We start from the raw sequence: 17,883 nt of genomic DNA on the forward strand, positions 1-17,883 counted from the left end.
AATAAATATAACTACAATCTGGTCAGATTAAAGGTACACTACATAAATTGTCCAAAAAATTGTCTAATTAAATTAAGCTATCACGGAAATAAATCAATGAGATTGCGCTGGTTTTTACTACCTATTCTTAGTATTTTGTTACTAACATCGCCCAGTTTGGCAGCAAGATTAAAATCTCAAAAAATTGACTCAACCCGGAATTCTCTAGAGTCAACAAGAGATTGGAAGTATTTATTGGCTAACTTTGAAAGTACTGGAACTGTGCAAAAAAAGTTGCTTCCTCAACTCAATAAACCGGAAATTTTCAGTAAAACAAACGATACTTCTTTATTTGGTGGAATTATTCCATTAGGAAAAGAAATACCAGAGTTAAAGTCTCAAGTTAAAGCATTAATGGCTCATTACAGTTTCCTCAAACCGGGAATGTTTTTTTTAGATATAGAAACAGGTAACTATTTGAATATTGATGGTGAAAAGGTATTTCCGGCAGCTAGCACTATTAAATATCCAATTTTAATTGCTTTATTTGAACAAGTAGATGCTGGGAACATCAAACTTGATGAAAAGCTAGTAATGCGACGTGACTTAGTAGCAAGTGGTTCCGGCGACTTACAGTATAAACGAGCAGGAATCAAACTGAGTGTAATAGAAACTGTTAACAAAATGATTACTATCAGTGATAATACTGCTAGTAACATGATTATCGATCGTCTAGGCGGAAAAGCAAAACTCAATCAGCGTTTTCACAGTTGGGGACTAAAAAACACAGTCATTCGCAATATGTTAGGAGACTTTAAAGGCACTAATACCACTAGTCCAGCAGATTTAGTGCGGTTGTCAGCCTTGGTTGACCAACATAAGCTGATTTCAGATGGTAGTCAAGGACAAGTTTTAGATATCTTGCGTCATTGTCATAATAATAAGTTACTGGCGGCTGGTGTGGGTAAAGGTGGAACTATTGCTCATAAAACTGGAGATATTGGATTTTTGGTTGGGGATGCAGGAATTATTAGCTTGCCAAATGGTAAGCATTACTTGGCAGGTATTTTTGTGATTAGACCCCATGATGATGAGCGAGGAAGGGAGTTTGTACGCCAAGTTTCTCATCTAGTTTATCAGTATTTAGATCAACCAAAATTATCCCAGAAGTATTAATTTCATATTACTTAGCATTGATTGTACTTAAAGCTACGCCCTGATAATAATGCCCTAAAATTTGCAGGTAGTTTACTCCTCTTTTAGCTAAATTGTATGCGCCCCATTGACTCATGCCTAAAGCATGACCATAGCCAAGTCCTTGAAGTACAAAACTACCATCTGCGGATTTGGTAAGGATAAAGTGGGTACTTTTAATCTTCAGGGCTGTACGTACTTTTTCGCCAATGAGTACTTTGGTAGCTTTGTCACCAACGATTTTTAAGGCTTTAACACTACCAAAAGGTGAGTATGTTTGTACAATCATCTCTTTAACATTGCCGACATCAGAAATTCTGGCACTAATTTCTTTAGGAGAGAAAGTTTTCACCCATTTGCACTCGCTAACATTTTGATCGTAATCTTCAACAGCACGCAGGTAAGGCTCGTGACTTCCCCAAACATCTTCAACATTTTCAGTATGTCCTCCAGAACAATCATGAAAAACTGAGAGAATAACACTGTCTTTATAAGTTAGTACTTGTTTATCAGTTGCATCGACGGCGGCATAAGTACTAGGAGTTTCATTGATTACTCCTTTATAATTCTGCCAGTGATCTGGACTATCGCCTAAATCGTAAACAGGATTATTGCGTTGTTTTTCTCGCTCATAAAGAGCAAAAGTCCGGGCGGCAACTGCTTGTGCTTTCAAAGCTTCAGCAGGCCACTCAGTATCCATTTCGCCACCAACAACACTGTAGAGATATTCTTCGTCATCAACCCAGTTAACGGCGGTTAGTCCTTTATCTGTTGGGACAACAAGAGTTCTGCCTCGATACCAGCGTTCGCCAATGTAAACGAATCCCTTGCCTGTGGGTTCAATCCAAAATAAACCAGACTGCCATTTATCTAAAGCGACACCGCCTGGAACTGCTTGGGCATAAAATGAACTCATTGCTGGTAATTTTCCGAGAGTATGACCAGTGCTATCTTTAACCAACGCAGTTGTAGAACTGCCAACTGTTACCTGATTAACTCCCCTCTCAATTGCGATTCGCAAGATTACAGATGCATTGCTTGGGGTAGCTAAAGTCATCCATAATAAGACACTGATCCACCAATGCGCTGCTTTCATCTGTGCAAACAAGGCGTTGAGTAAGAATTGATATTTCATATTTAGCATTTTATCCACAGTGTTCAATTTCTATAAAATGTTATCGCTCATACTGCTCTGTGCGTATAGGGTTTCTCCCACAAAGCTGACATACGCGATCGCAAACTCACGTTTATATAGGGAAGGCGATCGCACAAAGGTACTGTGCAGAGTGCAATCATGTCAAATATCGCCAGTGTTTTAAGCCACAAAGCGCGATCGCACGGACTCCAAGCAGAAATAACAAAAGCTTGTATCTTGTAAACAGACTGCTGAGGCTGCTATTAAAGTGTGATGTTAAAAGCGGCAAAGATGAGTTGAGTTTTGATTTGCAATTCCTTTGGTGCTGTAGTATGGCGATCCTAAATGAGTTGTAAAAATCGAGAGACTCAGATCCCCGACTTCTCAAAGAAGTCGGGGATATTATTGTTCAGTGTTAAACTTGTATCAAGATTTAATTATCTAAGCAAATTGTTAGAAAAACCAGTGTTTAGGGAAAAATTAAAAGAAGGAACTATGCTTTAAGTATTGATTAGTTGGCCACTAATTCTTAGAGGAGTAAAACTGTGAAATCGTTTTAGAATACAAGTTTCTACGGAATATTTTGGCTCTGGAACTTGGCATTTTTAATGTTAGTTTATATAGGAATATTACCTTATGTAGGTGTGCCATTATTTCAAGCAACATTAACAGGTGATATCCCAACTGAATGCTACCTTAGCAGCAAGCAAGAAAATAATCACATCAGTGCTATGTATCGTCATGTATTAGGCTTAGATAAATCGGCTGCTGATGGATTGCAAGCAACTTATAACTTTCTCATGTCGCCATTTTTATATAATGGTTCTGAAAAAGATCCCGCCAAGGCAGAAAAACTTTACGCCAATTTTTTTGATACACCTCTACAAAAAGCAGAAAAAACAGCAGTTAGCCACGCAGTACAATCTACTTTTAATGAAGAAGAAGTTAAAGCAGGTTTATTGAATATTAACGAAAAAAAAGTTTTATTGGGATCACAAGAAGTCACAGTTAAAGAACATGGTGATTGGGCTGATGTGGAATTGCACGAAGTTTATAAAAACCAAACACGAGAAGTTCAAGAAGTTTTTTACTCCTTTTCTTTACCAGAAAGCGCTGTAATTACTGGCTTATGGTTAGGAGATACTAATAAATTAGACCAACGTTTTCCTTTTGTTGTCTCTCCTCGCGGTGCTGCCCAGAAAGTTTATAATTCTCAAGTTAGACGTTCACGGCCTATAGATCCAGCTTTGTTGGAACAAGTAGGGCCGAGACATTATCGCTTACGGGCTTTTCCTATTCCTCCTAATAATGTACAACAAAGAGAAAGGCAAACAGCACTCCCCACAGAAATGCACCTATGGTTAACTTACAAAGTTCTAGGACAAGACTCTGGTTGGGAAATGCCCGATTTAGGTGAAAGACGTAATATATTCTGGACTAATCAAACCAAGCGTATCCGTAACGGTAAAGAAATCGGTTTGAAAGACGATGCTTGGTTAGAAAAATTCATCCCTGCAAGTGGAAAAATTCAGCCTGTATTGCATGAAGTAAATTTAGAAGAAGGCTACAAAATATTAGCTAAACCCTTATCTAGTCAAGATTATACCTTACCCAAAAACCAACGAGTTGCTGTAGTTCTCGATACTTCTCGCAGTATGGGGAAACATATTAAAGAATTAGTGCAAACATTATCATGGTTGAAAAAATACGGCTTTGCAGATAATGATTTGACAAACAACGATGCAGATTTATATCTCAGTGTTTCTCCAGGAGCTACACCCAAAAGGTTAGACGATCTCCAGCAATTCCAACCGGAAAAAGTTACCTTTTACGGCACAATTCAACCCCAAGAAATGCTGACACAATTTAACAATTTGCGTGGAGATACAGTTTATGATGTCGTTTTGCTGGTGAGTGATGAAGGTAGTTATGAATTATCGAAAAACAATAAAACCGTTACCGATTCGCCCGCACCTTTGTGGATGATACATCTAGGTGGATTACCTGGAGCTTATAACGATGGCATCATTAAATCATTACAAGATAGTGGTGGTGGAGTTGGTGTTGATATTTCTGAGGTGCTGCAACGAATTGCGACTAAATCAATTTTAAGTAACTCTGTTGTGAGTGTTGTTAATGGTTATGCTTGGTATCTGCAAACATTAGACACAGCAATTGCAGCTAGCAATCAACAAGATGATTTATTGCCATTAGCAGCCAGACAATTAATTTTAGGGTTGAGTAAAGAAATTAAGTTAGACAACCTCAAGGGTTTGGATGCGATTCATGCCGTAGCCAAAAAGTACAAGATTGTCAGCCCTTATTCTTCGATGTTGGTACTAGTCAACGATGAGCAAAGACAGTTACTAAAAGCAGCAGAAGCCCAAGGCGATCGCTTTGATCGGAAAGTTGAGAATGGCAAGGAAAATCTCTCTAAACCCATTAATCCCTTGACAGTTAGCGTCCCTGAAGCATCAGGGGGATGGCTTTTAGGTGTGAGTGCGATCGCCCTATTCATCCTTGTGAAGCGTCGGCGTTAATTAGACATCTAGTGAAAATGACGTAGGGGCAATTCATGTAGGTATAAATTTCATACAACTGGGTGATAGCAAAGCGTTGGCGAGTCCACAAGCGTCTGAATATCGTTTTGAAGTACCCAAATATCGTTTTGAAGTACCTGCGTTGCTTTTATGAAAAGTAAAATCAAATTGACGCTGATTAAAATTATTCACAGCGTAACCATGCCGTCAGACTTATTGCGCTGACGGTTTTGAGTCCGTCAAATTTTAGCTAAAATATTCTAGTGCCGTGATTTATTAGCGATCGCTCAAGTTACTCAACACAACCCATAATATGGCAAAAGATTTGTATCACGAGCAAGTTAAACGCGCTCTTGAAAAAGACGGATGGCAAATAACTCACGATCCATACGAATTGCGTATAGGTGGAGTTGAAATGTATATAGACATTGGGGCAGAGCAGATTATTGGTGCCCAAAGGGAAAATGATAAAATTGCGGTTGAGGTGAAAAGTTTTATTAGTCCCTCAAGGATTTCTGATTTTCATTTAGCGCATGGACAGTTTTTAGATTATCGCTATGCTTTAGAAGATAAAGATCCAGAGCGGATTTTATATTTAGCAGTACCTCGTTTTGTTTATCAAACCTTTTTTAACTTAGCTTTTATTAATAGTGTGGTAGAACGCAGTCAAATTAAGCTTTTAGTTTATGACTTAGAAAAGGAGACGATTGAGCAATGGATAAAGTAGCTCTCTACAGGCAATATATTCAACAACTAATCCAAGCAAAAGCCGATCGCTCGATGAAATCAGCAAAAGATGTTGAGGCTCAACCTATTTTTGATACGGAGCGAGATCACTATCAATTAGTGTATGTGGGTTGGAAGCAAAACGATATCAGGGATTATGGATGTTTGCTACATTTAGATATTAAAAATGGCAAGATTTGGATTCAATATGATGGTACGGAAGATGGAATTGCCTATGAGTTATTAAAATTGGGTGTGCCATATCAAGATATAGTTTTGGGTTTTCAACCTGTTAGAGTGCGCTCTGATACTGAGTTTGCTGTAGGTTAGGTTTAAATATTGATTGATGAATAGCGATCGCTAGTTCAATTTTCATCAAGTCAAAGGCGGGTATCATTTCCAGCCATGCGATGGTCGCTTTGCGAACCGGCGAAGCCATCGCCCCTAGAGTTAGAAAAGTCTATTTAACAGGGGGAAGCTTTAGTTCTATGCCTAATTTGCTTCCTATTTCCAGAACATTGTTTGTAAAGTCTGTTATACCTGCGATCGGGGCAGCAACTACAGTAGCAGCAGTTAGTAAAGCTACTAGACGCTTTTTGAGTTTGGGTAAATTGCGTTCTTTTTCTGGCTTTTGAATTTCTACTTCTACATCATCAATATCGATAATAATGTCGTCGTGGGTTTCTGGTGGAAATTGGGCAGCAGTTTGGCGTAAGTTGCCGATCAGGTGCAGAATTTCGCTGATGTTTGCGCCGCTTGTTTGGTTGAAGTTAGAGGCTTGCTGACTGGCGTTGTCTTTGACTTGGTTGGCAAGGTTGGCGATGTTTGCGCCTTGAAGGTTGTTTGTGAATTGAGGATTTTCTGACATAGCATTTGCCTCGGCTTTATTATTATTATTATTAATTTTAATTTCTCTGCTGACAGCTAGTTTAGCAATATCTCGCATATCTTCATAAGCAGTCCTATCATCTAAATCATTATCTGCTTTTTGTGATTTTCGACGCGATTCTACTGATTCATAGCCATCTAAAAGTTGACGTAAATCGAGTTTTAATTTTAGTTTGCCGATGGTTATTATGCTTTCACCCATTGATTCGAGTCCGAGGAGTTCTTGGTAGTCGAGGGGTGGATGATTGGGATGGCCGGGGACGGGAACCCATTCGGTGATTTCGAGGTTGGGGAGACTTTTGTGGATTTTTTGGAAGACATCGCGGAGAATGCCGAGAAATAAGCGCCGGGTTTCTTTATGTCCGCTAATGGTGATAAATATTTTTTTGTCTTCGGGGTCGGCTTTGATGCGAGCGATGTTATAGATTTCCTTGCGGTATTCACTAATACTGCCATCCTTGTTATAGATTGTCTTGTTTTCTTGATATTGCAGCATTACACCACTGCGCCAATAGATTTGATTATGGATTTTTTCGTGGGTGTTGACAATGAAGCGGGAGATGATGCTTTCGGGGAGAACTTTGTAATGGTATTGAAATTCCAGAGTTTCCCCTTCTAGTTCTGTTTCCTCTGGTTGGTCTTTAGGCAGAAGTCCCGCAATCAAAAATTGTGGTGGATAACATTCTAGTGCAAAGCAAAGCTCAAATTCTTTCATCAGTCCGATCAGATAGTCGTGACGCTTGGTAGGGTAACGCTCTGGATTGAGGATGCGTGTGAGATCAGCGGGGGTAAAAATGCCTTTGGTTTTAGTTTTCAGGTTTTCATCGCTTAGGAGTGCATAAATACCTTCTGTCACCCAGTTGGGTTTGAGGACATTGGTATCTTTGAGGAGGGGATGCTCGCGGAAGTTGAGAACTAAGCCGAGTCGATGGAGGAGATCAATCAGTTGGTCATGGTTTTGTTCTTCGGGAATCATGTTTTCGTAGCAAATACCGATGTAGCGGTTGTAGGTGATGAAGTCTTCAGTCATGGATTCGAGTTGTTGTTTAACCTCAAACCATCTCAGGGGTAGAAGATCGTAGACTTCTTTGAGGTTGCCGATTTGGTGCAAAATGGCGTTACGAAGTTCATCAATGCCGATATTATCTTGGCAGGAGGTTTCGATAATTGCTTGAATATTGGGATATTTTTCTTGTAGTGCCTTGCGGTTGATATCCAGAGGTTGTTCGTCTTTTTTGTTGCCAACGATAATTGCGGGGGACTTTCCGCCGAAGCTTTCGATTAGTTTCAGCCAATATTCGATGCGGTTTTCTTCTTCGCTGGTGCGACAATTACAAACTAGGAGATAGAGGCTGCGCTTAGTCAGAAAAAATTGATGGGTAGCATGATAAATTTCCTGTCCGCCAAAGTCCCAAACATTGAGGCGGATGTCTTTGCTATTGACCTGCACGTTCCAAGTTTCTACGTTGAGTCCGTCGGTTTGGGATTGATTTTTGTCATATTGATTGCGGATTAGTCGCTCGATGAGGGATGTTTTGCCGACGCTGCCTTGTCCGATGAGCAAGAGTTTAGCTTCATGTAATGGGCGAGTTTCACTTGCGCTAATTTGCCTCAAGTAATTCAAAATCTCTTTTACATTTTTTGAATTAAGAATTTCTAATGGGATCTCGGTGATTTGGTTGTTACTGAGGTCAAGCTGGGTGAGATTGGTTAATTGCCCCAGCGCCCCTGGGATCTTGGTGATTTGGTTGTTACTGAGGGAAAGCTGGGTGAGATTGGTTAATTGCCCCAGCGCCTCTGGAATCTGGGTGATTTGGTTGTTACTGAGGGAAAGCTGGGTGAGATTGGTTGATTTAGCCAGCGCCTCTGGAATCTGGGTGATTTGGTTGTTATAGAGGTAAAGCTGGGTGAGATTGGTTGATTTAGCCAGCGTCTCTGGGATCTGGGTGATTTGGTTGTTATGGAGGTAAAGCTGGGTGAGATTGGTTAATTTAGCCAGCGTCTCTGGGATCTGGGTGATTTGGTTGTCACTTAGGGAAAGCCCAGTGAGATTGGTTAATTTAGCCAGTGCCTCTGGTATCTCGGTGATTTGGTTGTCACTGAGGGAAAACCCGGTGAGATTAGTTAATTTAGCCAGTGCCTCTGGTATCTCGGTGATTTGGTTATTACTGAGGTCAAGCTGGGTGAGATTGGTTAATTTAGCCAGCGTTTCTGGGATATGGGTGATTTGGTTGTTATAGAGGTAAAGCCCGGTGAGATTGGTTAATTGCCCCAGCGCCTCTGGAATCCGGGTGATTTGGTTATTACTGAGGTAAAGCCAGGTGAGATTGGTTAATTTAGCGATTGCCTCTGGAATCCGGGTAATTTGGTTGCCACTAAGGGAAAGCTGGGTGAGATTGGTTAATTTAGCGATCGCCTCTGGAATCTGGGTAATTTGGTTGTTATAGAGGATAAGCTGCGTCAGATTGGTTAAATTAGCGATCGCCTCTGGTAACTCAGTCAACTCTTGCCTCGACAAGTCTAACTCTTGCCAACCCTCAGCCACGGCGCGATCTATCAGTTGCAATAACTCTTCCTGCGTCATAATTCCAAGGAGAAGGGTAAAAGGAAAGAAGATTGATGAAGATTATCTTAACTGATTAGAGAAAATGCTAGACCATCATTTTTTGGCGATCTGTCAGTTTGCTGTTTGGGATATTGCGGATTTAGGCGATGCCTGCGGCGGGCTACACCAATGCGCCTTGAGATGATGGAAAAAGGCGATGTCTACGACGGGCTACGCCTACGCAAAACATATAGGTCGGTTTTAATGTTGGCGATCGTTTATCCGAAATTGAGATTGGGTTTCAAGACAGTCGCTAGGATAATTACTATAAAATTTCAAATTAGGATGAAATAAGCGAGAGAGATTTTGTTGTCATGAATAAGAGGACTCAACTGCTCGAAGTAATTGCAGCTTTACCAGAGGAATTAGTTGACCAAGCATTGCATTACGTGCAAATGTTACAAAATCCTATTCAGATTACACCAGGAGTTTGCGGGGGACAAGCACGAATTAGAAATACACGAATTCCCGTATGGACTTTGGTAGCATATCGTCAACAAGGTGCCTTGGATGAAGAATTATTGGCAAATTATCCTGGATTGACTGTGGAAGATTTAAGTGCAGCTTGGCATTACTACGAACAAAATCCTGAACAAATCGATCGAGAAATTGCCCAAGATGATTTAGTTTAATGGCATTACAATTTTACTCCAATGAAAATTTTCCCATCGCAATGATAAACTTACTCAGATCGGAGGGACACAATGTATTAACTTCCTACGAAGCAGGTCAAGCAAATCAAGGGATTCCTGACGATGTTGTTTTGCAGTATGCCACAGCGACAGGTCGCATTTTGATTACGGAAAATCGCCAAGATTTTATCGATCTACATCGCACTGCACCAAATCATGCTGGCATGATTATTTTTAAACACGATCGTGATTATGCTGGGAAAATCAAGGCAATAATTGATTTTTTGGATGAGGATAGTCGAACCTTAGAGAATCATTTGTTGCGGGTTATGAAGCAAAATATAAAAGCAGTTGGACAGATTTTTTTTGTACAGGAGTATGGTAAAAATTGATTGCGATCGCTCTTCAGCCAATTATCAGATATGCTAGAAACATAAACGTAGCCTATAAAATCTACTAAGCCTTGGCGATCGCTGACCTCGGTACTTGGTGACAACACTTCAAAAATCACACAAGGATAATTCACAAAATAGTTATCTCGAACCTCAGAGCTACAAGTAACCACTACATCAGAATAATAAAATATCGTCTGATTTTGATTAGCTGCCTCGAACTTGACCTTCATATCCGAGTTAGTTAGCCAAATATACTAAGTCGAGCTATACATCTATTTTCATAATCATTTTTATCATCACAATCTATCAAATTCTGAATTAAAAATACTGGCGGCAATCATGACTAAACAGATTTCTCTCAATACGCTATGGAATTCTGCGACATCTAAGGATCGTGTATTTAATTCAGACGAATTTGCTCATTTACCAGAAGCAGCAAGACGATATCTCGAACACGCGATCGCTCCTAGAACTGCGATCGCATCTGCGGTTCGATTGCAAATGCATGGTGAAATTAAATTAAAAAGTTGGATTCCATTCAAAGCAGAACAGGTCATTTGCTGGGAGCATGGACTGATTTGGAGTGCTACAGCATGGATGAACGGTTTGCCAATTGTTGGATCTGATCGGATTATAGACGGTGTAGGTGCAATGCAATGGAAACTTCTGGGATTGTTCCCCATGATGACCGCGACTGGTTCCGATATTACGCGGTCTGCGGTTGGTCGTCTTCAATCTGAGTCAATCTGTTTGCCATCTGTGTTTTGTGATGATCGTGTGTCATGGACAATAACGGATTCATCACATTTACATTCCAGTTTTGTAGTGCAAGGCGAGAGAGCAGAACTAGATTTCACCATCGATCAAACGGGTCGGCTCAAAACCTTCAAGCTACCGCGCTGGAATAACCTTGATGGCTCTGAGTTTCATTATATTGACTTTGGTGGAATTATGGAGGAAGAACGCACATTCTCCGGCTATACTATTCCAACTCGTCTGCGAATTGGATGGTATTTCGGCACTGAGCGGTTTGAGTCAGAGGGCGAGTTTTTCCGAGCCACAATCGATAATGCAATCTATCGGTAGAACGATTAAATAATTCGTAATTCGTAATTCGTAATTCGTAATTCGTAATTAAATTTTGTGTTAGCGAGTAATCGAGCGTCGAGTCCGGGGATTTAGACCTCGACCCAAAACTTGCCGATTATTGAAACGGGGGATTTAAACCCACGGTACTCGGTTAAATATCAAAAAGTCTGTGCTTAATTACCGCAGATAAAGGCTAAAATGATGCGGAAATTTAACCAGAGAATTCTGGTCATGAAAAAATGAATCTATATGCATAGACGATCGCCCTTATTTTTGTTTTTAGGAGTATTAACGAGTTCTAGCTGTTTTATCTTCAGCGTAGTAGCCCAAGTCCCATCTAATTCGCAGCAGTCCTCAACTCGGAGTGAAGCTGAAGCTGCTAGTTGGTTTGAAGCCCATCGCGCCCAGTCAGCTGCTTTACGAGCATTTGTACAGCGAATGCCGAAGGGAGGAGATATCCACAGTCATCTCAGCGGGGCTGTGTACGCAGAACACTATCTAGAGTGGGCTGCCAGCGATGGGTATTGTGTGAATCCAAAAGCGGAGGTTTTAGTTGAACCTAAGGCTTGCGGGCAGGACAGTAGCTATTTTCCCGCCTCAGAATTGTTCAACCGAACATCTGTTTATGATTCCCTAATAAATCGTTGGTCTACTCGTAACCTCCGATTTACTGGAAAATCAGGACATGACCAATTTTTCGAGGCTTTTAGTGGTTTTGGGCCAATATCAGACTCTATGAGCCGTCGAGATGATATGGTTGCAGAAGTAGCAAATCGCGCAGCTTCGCAGCATATTACCTATCTAGAGTTAATGCTTACCGTTCAGGGCAGCGAGGTTCGACAGCTAGGGCGTGAAGTTGGTTGGAATAAAGATTTCCAAGAAATGCACCGTCAATTGCTCAAACGAGGATTAACCAAGCTAGTGACACTCGGCAGCCAGCAACTTGCACAGTTGGAGGGCGAAGTCTCGAAAACACTCGGTTGCGGTACTCCATCAGCACAGCCTGGATGTGCAGTGAAAGTGAGCTATTTGCAGCAAACGACAAGAACAAAGTCGCCCGTTGAAGTGTTTGCTCAGTTAGCTTATGCCTTTGCACTAGATTCATCAGATTCGCGGGTAGTTGGTATCAATCTTGTCGCCCCAGAAGACAACCCGATTGCACTGCGCGACTACACCCTGCAAATGCAAATGCTGCAATTTCTCAAACGCCAATATCCCAATGTCAAAGTCGCGCTCCATGCCGGAGAGTTAACCCTGGGTTTGGTTCCAACCGAGGATTTACGTTTTCATATTCGGCAAGCTGTAGAAGTGGCACAGGCATCTCGCATTGGACATGGTGTGGATATTCTTTTTGAGGAGCGTCCCTTCAAGTTGATGGAGGAAATGCGGCGACTTGGCGTGTTGGTCGAAATCTGCCTGACCAGTAATGAGGTTATTTTAAATGTCCAGGGAGATCAGCATCCTTTTATGGAGTATTGGAAGGCTGGAGTACCAATGACCCTTGCTTCCGATGATGAAGGCGTTTCCCGCATTGATTTAAGTCATGAGTATCTGTTAGCGGCAACAAGATATAAGCTGGGATATAAAGACCTCAAACGACTGGCTCGCAACAGCTTAGAATATAGTTTCGCTCCGGGAAATAGTCTCTGGGAGTCGCCTGAGTTTAAGGCAATAGTTTCAGCTTGTGCAAGCGATACCCCTGGTAAAACCTCTGTTTCTCAAGGGTGCAGTGCTTTTTTACAAAAGAGCGATCGCGCCCAGATTCAATGGCAGCTAGAGTCGGAATTTGCTCGGTTTGAGTCATTGCAGAACTGGCTTTGATTGACTTTCATGAAAATGTAGAGCAACAAATTATTTGACCGCAGCGACAAATTAGAAATCAAGTTTTTCATACCTGCAAGCTTTACTGAGAGACTTCCAACAAATAAATTATTCAATCTTGTGGGGTGGACATCTTGTCCGCCCTTGCCTACAGGTGCAACACACATATCAGCAGCCATCTCCCATAACTGATTTCAGTTCTTGAGACAGGGAATGTGTGTCTCTGAATGTAGAGGCAGGCAAGTACACTGTAAATTGAGTACCTCTGCCTATTTGACTATAGACATTGACAAAACCACCGTGATTTTTAATAATACCCAGCGCCGTAGAAAGTCCTAAACCTGTACCTTTGCCTATTTCTTTGGTGGTGAAAAATGGTTCAAAAATCCGTTGCTGGACTTCCGACGACATCCCCATACCAGTATCCGTCACCACGATCGCAATATAAGAACCTACTTTCGCATCAATGTTTATCTGGGCAGAATGTTCGCCAATCACTAGATTTTCCGCCGCAATCCTTAAAATACCGCCATTGGACATAGCATCGCGGGCGTTGATTACCAAGTTTATTAGCACCTGATGCAGTTGAGTAATATCTCCACGAACATACCAGAGATTTTTCGGGATCTCTATCTGGCAAATAATGAATTTGGGGAATGTTTGAGCGATAATTTGCTCAATTTCTGCTATCAAAGGCTGAATTTGCACAATTATCCGTTTATCTTCAATACCCCGTGCAAAAGATAAGACTTGCTTGAGCAAATTAGCACCGCGTTTCACATTATTTTCTAAAGTTTGTAGTATTTGCTGACTCTGCGAATCGGGCAATTTCTTCTGCAATAGTTGAACTGACATTAAAATTGGAGATAGTATATTGTTGAGGTCATGAGCGATACCGCCAGCTAGAGTACCGATACTCTCCAAACGTTGCGATCGCAGAAGTTGAGCTTCCAGTTGTTTCTGCTGCGTGATTTCGGTGTTCACACTCAAAATGGATTTGGGTTGTCCATTATGATGTCGGATCAGTGTCCACCGACTTTCAACGATAATTATTTTGCCTTCCCTGGTTAGTTGATGCAACTCACCCCGCCACTCACCTGTATTTATCACCCTCAAATAAGCATCTTCTAACTCTGGTGAAATCTCTGTATACAAAACTTGTAAAATATTTTTCCCTATAACTTCCTCAGCCTTCCAGCCATATAGACGTTCAGCACCTTGATTCCAAAATAAAATTTGGTTGTAGATATTTCGCACCAGAATTGCGTCAGTTGATACATCCAGCAGCGCTGCTTGTTCGCGGATTTTCTGTTCTGCCTGTTTTTGCTGGGTTATATCTCGCGTCAGTGCCAAATGGATGAATGTGCCATCAGATTCGTTACGTAGTGGTACAGCATGAGTTTCCATGTAGCGATGAGTACCTTGAAATCCCACCATTTCAAACTCCAAAGTCCCCTTATTACCTTGGCAGACACTTTTATGCAGGTCGGCAAAGGCGGCTCTATACTCTGGTAAAATTACAGTATCAATTGGTTTACCAATTAAGACATCAGCACTTTCCACTTCCATTATTGCCAACCCTTCTGCATTAATTTCTAAAAGCGTGCCATCCCTGGCAATTAACTGGATGCATTCTGGTTCTGCATCTATCATCGCTCGTAAACGATTTTCGCTTTGGCGTAGGGCCAGTTCCGTTTGCTGAAGTTGTCTGATATAACGCCACAACAAATCATATAGCAGCGCCACCAGCACCAAATCCACAATCGCAGCGATAAAAAATGTCACTATTGCCTTTTGGGAACTTACTTGTGACTGCTGCATCCCCTGGTGTAACAAATTTTGCTCTGCCTTTAAAGAATCGTGAATCAGTTGTTGGATTTCTTTACCGATTTGCCGATCTCGATCGGATAAGATTAGTTGCCGAACTGCTTCTAATCCCTGGTTTTGTCTGAGATAAATTTCTTGTTGGAGAATTTTCAACCTGGTGGTAATTTTTGGTTCCAGCAAAGAAATCCACTGCTGCTTTTGATGATTTTTAGCAGTTAGCTTCGTGAGAATCTGAATATTGCTATTAGTTTGTTGATAAGCTGCAAGATAGGTTTTTAGATCATCTGCATCTGCTGTAATTAGATAATTACGTTGGGCAGTTTCAGTATCTTTAAGTGCAAATTCGATACTTTCAATTTGGGTAATGACTTGATATGAGTCTATTACCCATTGCTGGTTGTGAATCAGCTTCATAGTGTTGCTATATGAAACTACAGCATTAGTAAATACAACTGCCAATGCTAGTACGAATATAGCTTTTAGCTTTTGGACTCGATACCATTTTTTGCTCATGCGATCGCCCCTTCTGCCGCAGATTACCTCCATTAGTTAAGATTAAAGATTAAAAACAAATACTGAGAATATTTTAAGAATTTTGATAACACTGGTAGCAAAATACAATCTATTATAGTTGTAAATATCTGGATTTTTTGGGATGATGATTTATACATAATAGTCACAAATAAATCCGCTAATTTTTAATATAAATTCATTTTTACAGTAATGTGAGCAATGCAGTTTAGCTCAGATAAGTTTCCTATTAACAGAGAGTAGCTAAGAATACCAAAAATAACTAATGACCAAACTACCACGTTGCTTTGTCTGCAAGACAACTTTTTTACAGGGTCATAGCTTTTACCATACTCAGCACTCCTTATACTGGATTTCTCACAAGTAAGAAATCCAGGCTTGTCCCCCTTGTCCCCCACAGTTTTCTGAATTGTTCTTCAATATATTGAACTAGCAGTCTCCCTCGCAGCTTCTCGCAGCCGCTCCACATCGCGCATCGGTGGCGCACCAAAGAGCCGCTTGTACTCCCGGTTGAAGTGCGAGGCATCATCATACCCCACTCGATAAGCAGCACTGGTAGCGTCAAGGTTTTCCCCCAGCATCAGACGGCGAGCCTCCTGGAGCCGCAGTTGCTTCTGGAACTGTAAGGGACTCATGGCAGTGACAGACTTGAAGTGATGGTGAAACCCAGAGACACTCATTCCCATTTCTCGGGCGATGTTTTCAATCTTGATCGGCTCGTTAAAGTCTTTACGAAGTCGCTCGACGGCTCTGGCGATGTGGTAGGTGTAGCCACCGAGAACTGCAATATGGCGGAGCCGATTACCTTGCTCTCCTATTAGCAGTCGGTAAATAATTTCCCGCTTAATTAGTGGTGCGAGAACATGAGCTTCCGCAGGGGAATCTAAAAGCCTGACAAGTCGCACCACAGCGTCCAACAGATTTGCATTCAACGGACTTACGTCGATCGCTTTCACATAAGCACGGTTGCGCGATGAGGAATACCCTGCCTCGACCATGACTGAGCCAACGAGGGCGGGGTCAAGATCCAGGCGCAGGCTCAGGTACGGTTGCGCCTGAGACGCTTCCAGAATTTGGCTGATAATGGGCAGTTCGACTGTAGCCAGCAGATAATTCATAGGGTCGTACTGATAGCGATCGCTACCCAAAAGAACTTCTTTGCTGCCCTGAGCGATCGCACAAAAGGCAGGGATAGAGACACTATGTAGGCATTCCGAAGGCGAGGAGGCGCGGTTGAAGTGCAAACCTTTCAGTGGCTCAATCGTCCCATCATGACGAATCGCCTGGGCAATCCGCTCAGTCAGTTCATCTCTGTAAGCTTGCGCTCTGTCTGCCTCGCGCTTTGTCTGGAGGTCGTTCATTAAATTGATATTGGCAGCGTTCATTTCTAAGTTTGCAGGATTGTACAACAATCATAGACGATCGTCCTATTGCTTGCTCTTCAAAATGCCTAAGATGAAGCTAAAGCAAGGAAAAATGATTTCGGCTTCTTGTAAAGATTCTGGATTTTTATTCAAGATAAAACTCAGTTTTGATTGGGCAAGATACTTGCCTACTAGCGATCGAAATGGCATCAAGTAAAGGAATTAAGAAAATGGACATCAAAAGAAGTGGCTCACAGCCTTCCGCCAAAGGGCCGGCTGAGTATTTTACCGGCACTGTCCGCGTTGACCCCCTGTTCGAGGCACACGATCCAGCACGCACATCTGGCGCTAGTGTCACATTTGAGCCTGGTGCTAGGACAGCATGGCACACTCACCCATTGGGACAAACCCTAATCGTGACAGCTGGCTCTGGCCTCGTACAACGCTGGGGCGGTGCGATCGAGGAAATTCGACCGGGAGACACAATCTGGATATCGCCGGGTGAGAAGCATTGGCACGGTGCTACAGCAACCACATCCATGACGCACATCGCCATTCAGGAATGGCTTGATGGCAAGCCTGTGGACTGGCTGGAAAAGGTCAGCAACGAGCAGTATGAAGGAATATCTTAATGCTTTTGAGATGGTTTTCCATCAAGGGGAAAAACTGCCAGCAGAGAACGCTGATTTTGGTTCTCGCCCTAGTGATGTCCCTGAGTTATTCAGCCTGCCGTGCCGACAAAAGTATGACTAGCAGTGCCTCGTTGAAGATGCCGACTGAAATATCAACCAAGCAGGCAGACAGTATGCAGATAAACATCAAGGTCAAAGATAAAGTCGTTACAGCCACTTTGATCGATAGCAAAACCACTCAGGATTTTATTTCCCTGCTGCCATTAACGCTGACGTTAGAAGATTACGCAAGAACCGAAAAAGTCAGCGATTTGCCAAAAAAATTATCTACAGAAGATGCACCCCCAGGGAGCGATCCTGCTGTTGGAGATATTGCTTATTACGCTCCCTGGGGAAATTTGGCGATCTATTATCGAGATTTTGAATACTCAAACGGACTCGTGATCCTCGGAAAAATAGACGGTGGCATCGAGGCATTAAATGTGTCTGGCTCTGTAGAAGTAACAATTGAACGAACTCAGTAGT

At 41.9% G+C, this 17,883-nt stretch carries 14 protein-coding genes; 10 read left to right on the forward strand and 4 right to left on the reverse strand.

Translation table 11 applies throughout. The features are described from left to right. The first annotated feature begins 96 nt into the window (after positions 1-96). Positions 97-1,155, forward strand: a complete 1,059-nt coding sequence (locus V7L31_RS07900) for a serine hydrolase (protein ID WP_334695733.1) — start codon at positions 97-99, stop codon at positions 1,153-1,155. A gap of 7 nt (positions 1,156-1,162) precedes the next feature. On the opposite strand, the gene V7L31_RS07905 is transcribed toward V7L31_RS07900, so the two are convergent. Next, complete coding sequence (locus V7L31_RS07905; RefSeq protein WP_334695734.1) at positions 1,163-2,308, reverse strand: SpoIID/LytB domain-containing protein; 1,146 nt, start codon at positions 2,306-2,308, stop codon at positions 1,163-1,165. A gap of 608 nt (positions 2,309-2,916) precedes the next feature. Between V7L31_RS07905 and V7L31_RS07910 the strand changes: the two genes are divergently transcribed. From V7L31_RS07910 to V7L31_RS07920, 3 genes are all read left to right on the forward strand, one after another. Further along, positions 2,917-4,848, forward strand: a complete 1,932-nt coding sequence (locus V7L31_RS07910) for a TIGR02921 family PEP-CTERM protein (RefSeq protein WP_334695735.1) — start codon at positions 2,917-2,919, stop codon at positions 4,846-4,848. A gap of 313 nt (positions 4,849-5,161) precedes the next feature. Continuing rightward, positions 5,162-5,575: a XisH family protein gene (locus V7L31_RS07915; RefSeq protein WP_334695736.1), complete on the forward strand. Its 414-nt coding sequence runs from the start codon at positions 5,162-5,164 to the stop codon at positions 5,573-5,575. Continuing rightward, complete coding sequence (locus tag V7L31_RS07920) at positions 5,563-5,904, forward strand: XisI protein (protein ID WP_334695737.1); 342 nt, start codon at positions 5,563-5,565, stop codon at positions 5,902-5,904. Before V7L31_RS07915 ends, V7L31_RS07920 begins: the two co-directional genes overlap by 13 nt. 130 nt (positions 5,905-6,034) lie before the next feature. Here V7L31_RS07920 and V7L31_RS07925 read toward each other — a convergent pair whose 3' ends face one another. Continuing rightward, entirely contained in the window at positions 6,035-9,046 is a 3,012-nt protein-coding gene (locus tag V7L31_RS07925) for a leucine-rich repeat domain-containing protein (protein ID WP_334695738.1), read from the reverse strand. A gap of 335 nt (positions 9,047-9,381) precedes the next feature. On the opposite strand from V7L31_RS07925, the gene V7L31_RS07930 reads away from it, so the two are divergent. From V7L31_RS07930 to V7L31_RS07945, 4 genes are all read left to right on the forward strand, one after another. Continuing rightward, positions 9,382-9,699 carry a DUF433 domain-containing protein gene (locus tag V7L31_RS07930; protein WP_334695739.1) on the forward strand — a complete coding sequence of 106 codons (318 nt, stop codon included), beginning with the start codon at positions 9,382-9,384 and terminating at the stop codon, positions 9,697-9,699. Next, entirely contained in the window at positions 9,699-10,091 is a 393-nt protein-coding gene (locus V7L31_RS07935; protein ID WP_334695740.1) for a DUF5615 family PIN-like protein, read from the forward strand. The genes V7L31_RS07930 and V7L31_RS07935 overlap by 1 nt, the downstream gene beginning before the upstream one ends. A gap of 342 nt (positions 10,092-10,433) precedes the next feature. Then, entirely contained in the window at positions 10,434-11,180 is a 747-nt protein-coding gene (locus V7L31_RS07940; RefSeq protein WP_334695741.1) for a DUF6920 family protein, read from the forward strand. 252 nt (positions 11,181-11,432) lie between these two features. Beyond that, positions 11,433-13,004, forward strand: coding sequence for an adenosine deaminase (locus tag V7L31_RS07945; protein WP_334695742.1), 1,572 nt, complete (start codon positions 11,433-11,435; stop codon positions 13,002-13,004). A gap of 168 nt (positions 13,005-13,172) precedes the next feature. Here the strand turns inward: V7L31_RS07945 and V7L31_RS07950 are convergent, their stop codons facing one another. Beyond that, the gene (locus V7L31_RS07950; protein WP_334695743.1) at positions 13,173-15,377 is read right to left on the reverse strand and encodes a PAS domain S-box protein; all 2,205 of its coding nucleotides are present in this window, start codon (positions 15,375-15,377) and stop codon (positions 13,173-13,175) included. A gap of 401 nt (positions 15,378-15,778) precedes the next feature. After that, a complete protein-coding gene (locus V7L31_RS07955) occupies positions 15,779-16,723 on the reverse strand; it encodes an AraC family transcriptional regulator (RefSeq protein WP_442944378.1) in 945 nt (314 codons plus the stop codon). A gap of 170 nt (positions 16,724-16,893) precedes the next feature. Here V7L31_RS07955 and V7L31_RS07960 point away from each other — a divergent pair, with 170 nt between their 5' ends. Together V7L31_RS07960 and V7L31_RS07965 are read left to right on the forward strand one after the other, a co-directional pair. Continuing rightward, positions 16,894-17,358 (forward strand): (R)-mandelonitrile lyase, encoded by a 465-nt coding sequence (locus V7L31_RS07960; protein ID WP_334695744.1) that lies wholly within the window; start codon positions 16,894-16,896, stop codon positions 17,356-17,358. Then, positions 17,358-17,882, forward strand: a complete 525-nt coding sequence (locus V7L31_RS07965) for a cyclophilin-like fold protein (protein WP_334695745.1) — start codon at positions 17,358-17,360, stop codon at positions 17,880-17,882. Before V7L31_RS07960 ends, V7L31_RS07965 begins: the two co-directional genes overlap by 1 nt. Position 17,883: the final 1 nt, after the last annotated feature.

Source organism: Nostoc sp. (genome assembly GCF_036916655.1).
Taxonomy (GTDB): Bacteria; Cyanobacteriota; Cyanobacteriia; order Cyanobacteriales; family Nostocaceae; genus Nostoc.

Bases quoted from the DNA above. Each gene is read 5' to 3' on its own strand.
- V7L31_RS07900 (WP_334695733.1), top strand. From the start codon at position 97: ATGAGATTGCGCTGGTTTTTACTACCTATTCTTAGTATTTTGTTACTA.
- V7L31_RS07905 (WP_334695734.1), bottom strand. From the start codon at position 2,308: ATGAAATATCAATTCTTACTCAACGCCTTGTTTGCACAGATGAAAGCA.
- V7L31_RS07910 (WP_334695735.1), top strand. From the start codon at position 2,917: ATGTTAGTTTATATAGGAATATTACCTTATGTAGGTGTGCCATTATTT.
- V7L31_RS07915 (WP_334695736.1), top strand. From the start codon at position 5,162: ATGGCAAAAGATTTGTATCACGAGCAAGTTAAACGCGCTCTTGAAAAA.
- V7L31_RS07920 (WP_334695737.1), top strand. From the start codon at position 5,563: ATGGATAAAGTAGCTCTCTACAGGCAATATATTCAACAACTAATCCAA.
- V7L31_RS07925 (WP_334695738.1), bottom strand. From the start codon at position 9,046: ATGACGCAGGAAGAGTTATTGCAACTGATAGATCGCGCCGTGGCTGAG.
- V7L31_RS07930 (WP_334695739.1), top strand. From the start codon at position 9,382: ATGAATAAGAGGACTCAACTGCTCGAAGTAATTGCAGCTTTACCAGAG.
- V7L31_RS07935 (WP_334695740.1), top strand. From the start codon at position 9,699: ATGGCATTACAATTTTACTCCAATGAAAATTTTCCCATCGCAATGATA.
- V7L31_RS07940 (WP_334695741.1), top strand. From the start codon at position 10,434: ATGACTAAACAGATTTCTCTCAATACGCTATGGAATTCTGCGACATCT.
- V7L31_RS07945 (WP_334695742.1), top strand. From the start codon at position 11,433: ATGCATAGACGATCGCCCTTATTTTTGTTTTTAGGAGTATTAACGAGT.
- V7L31_RS07950 (WP_334695743.1), bottom strand. From the start codon at position 15,377: ATGGAGGTAATCTGCGGCAGAAGGGGCGATCGCATGAGCAAAAAATGG.
- V7L31_RS07955 (WP_442944378.1), bottom strand. From the start codon at position 16,723: ATGAACGACCTCCAGACAAAGCGCGAGGCAGACAGAGCGCAAGCTTAC.
- V7L31_RS07965 (WP_334695745.1), top strand. From the start codon at position 17,358: ATGCTTTTGAGATGGTTTTCCATCAAGGGGAAAAACTGCCAGCAGAGA.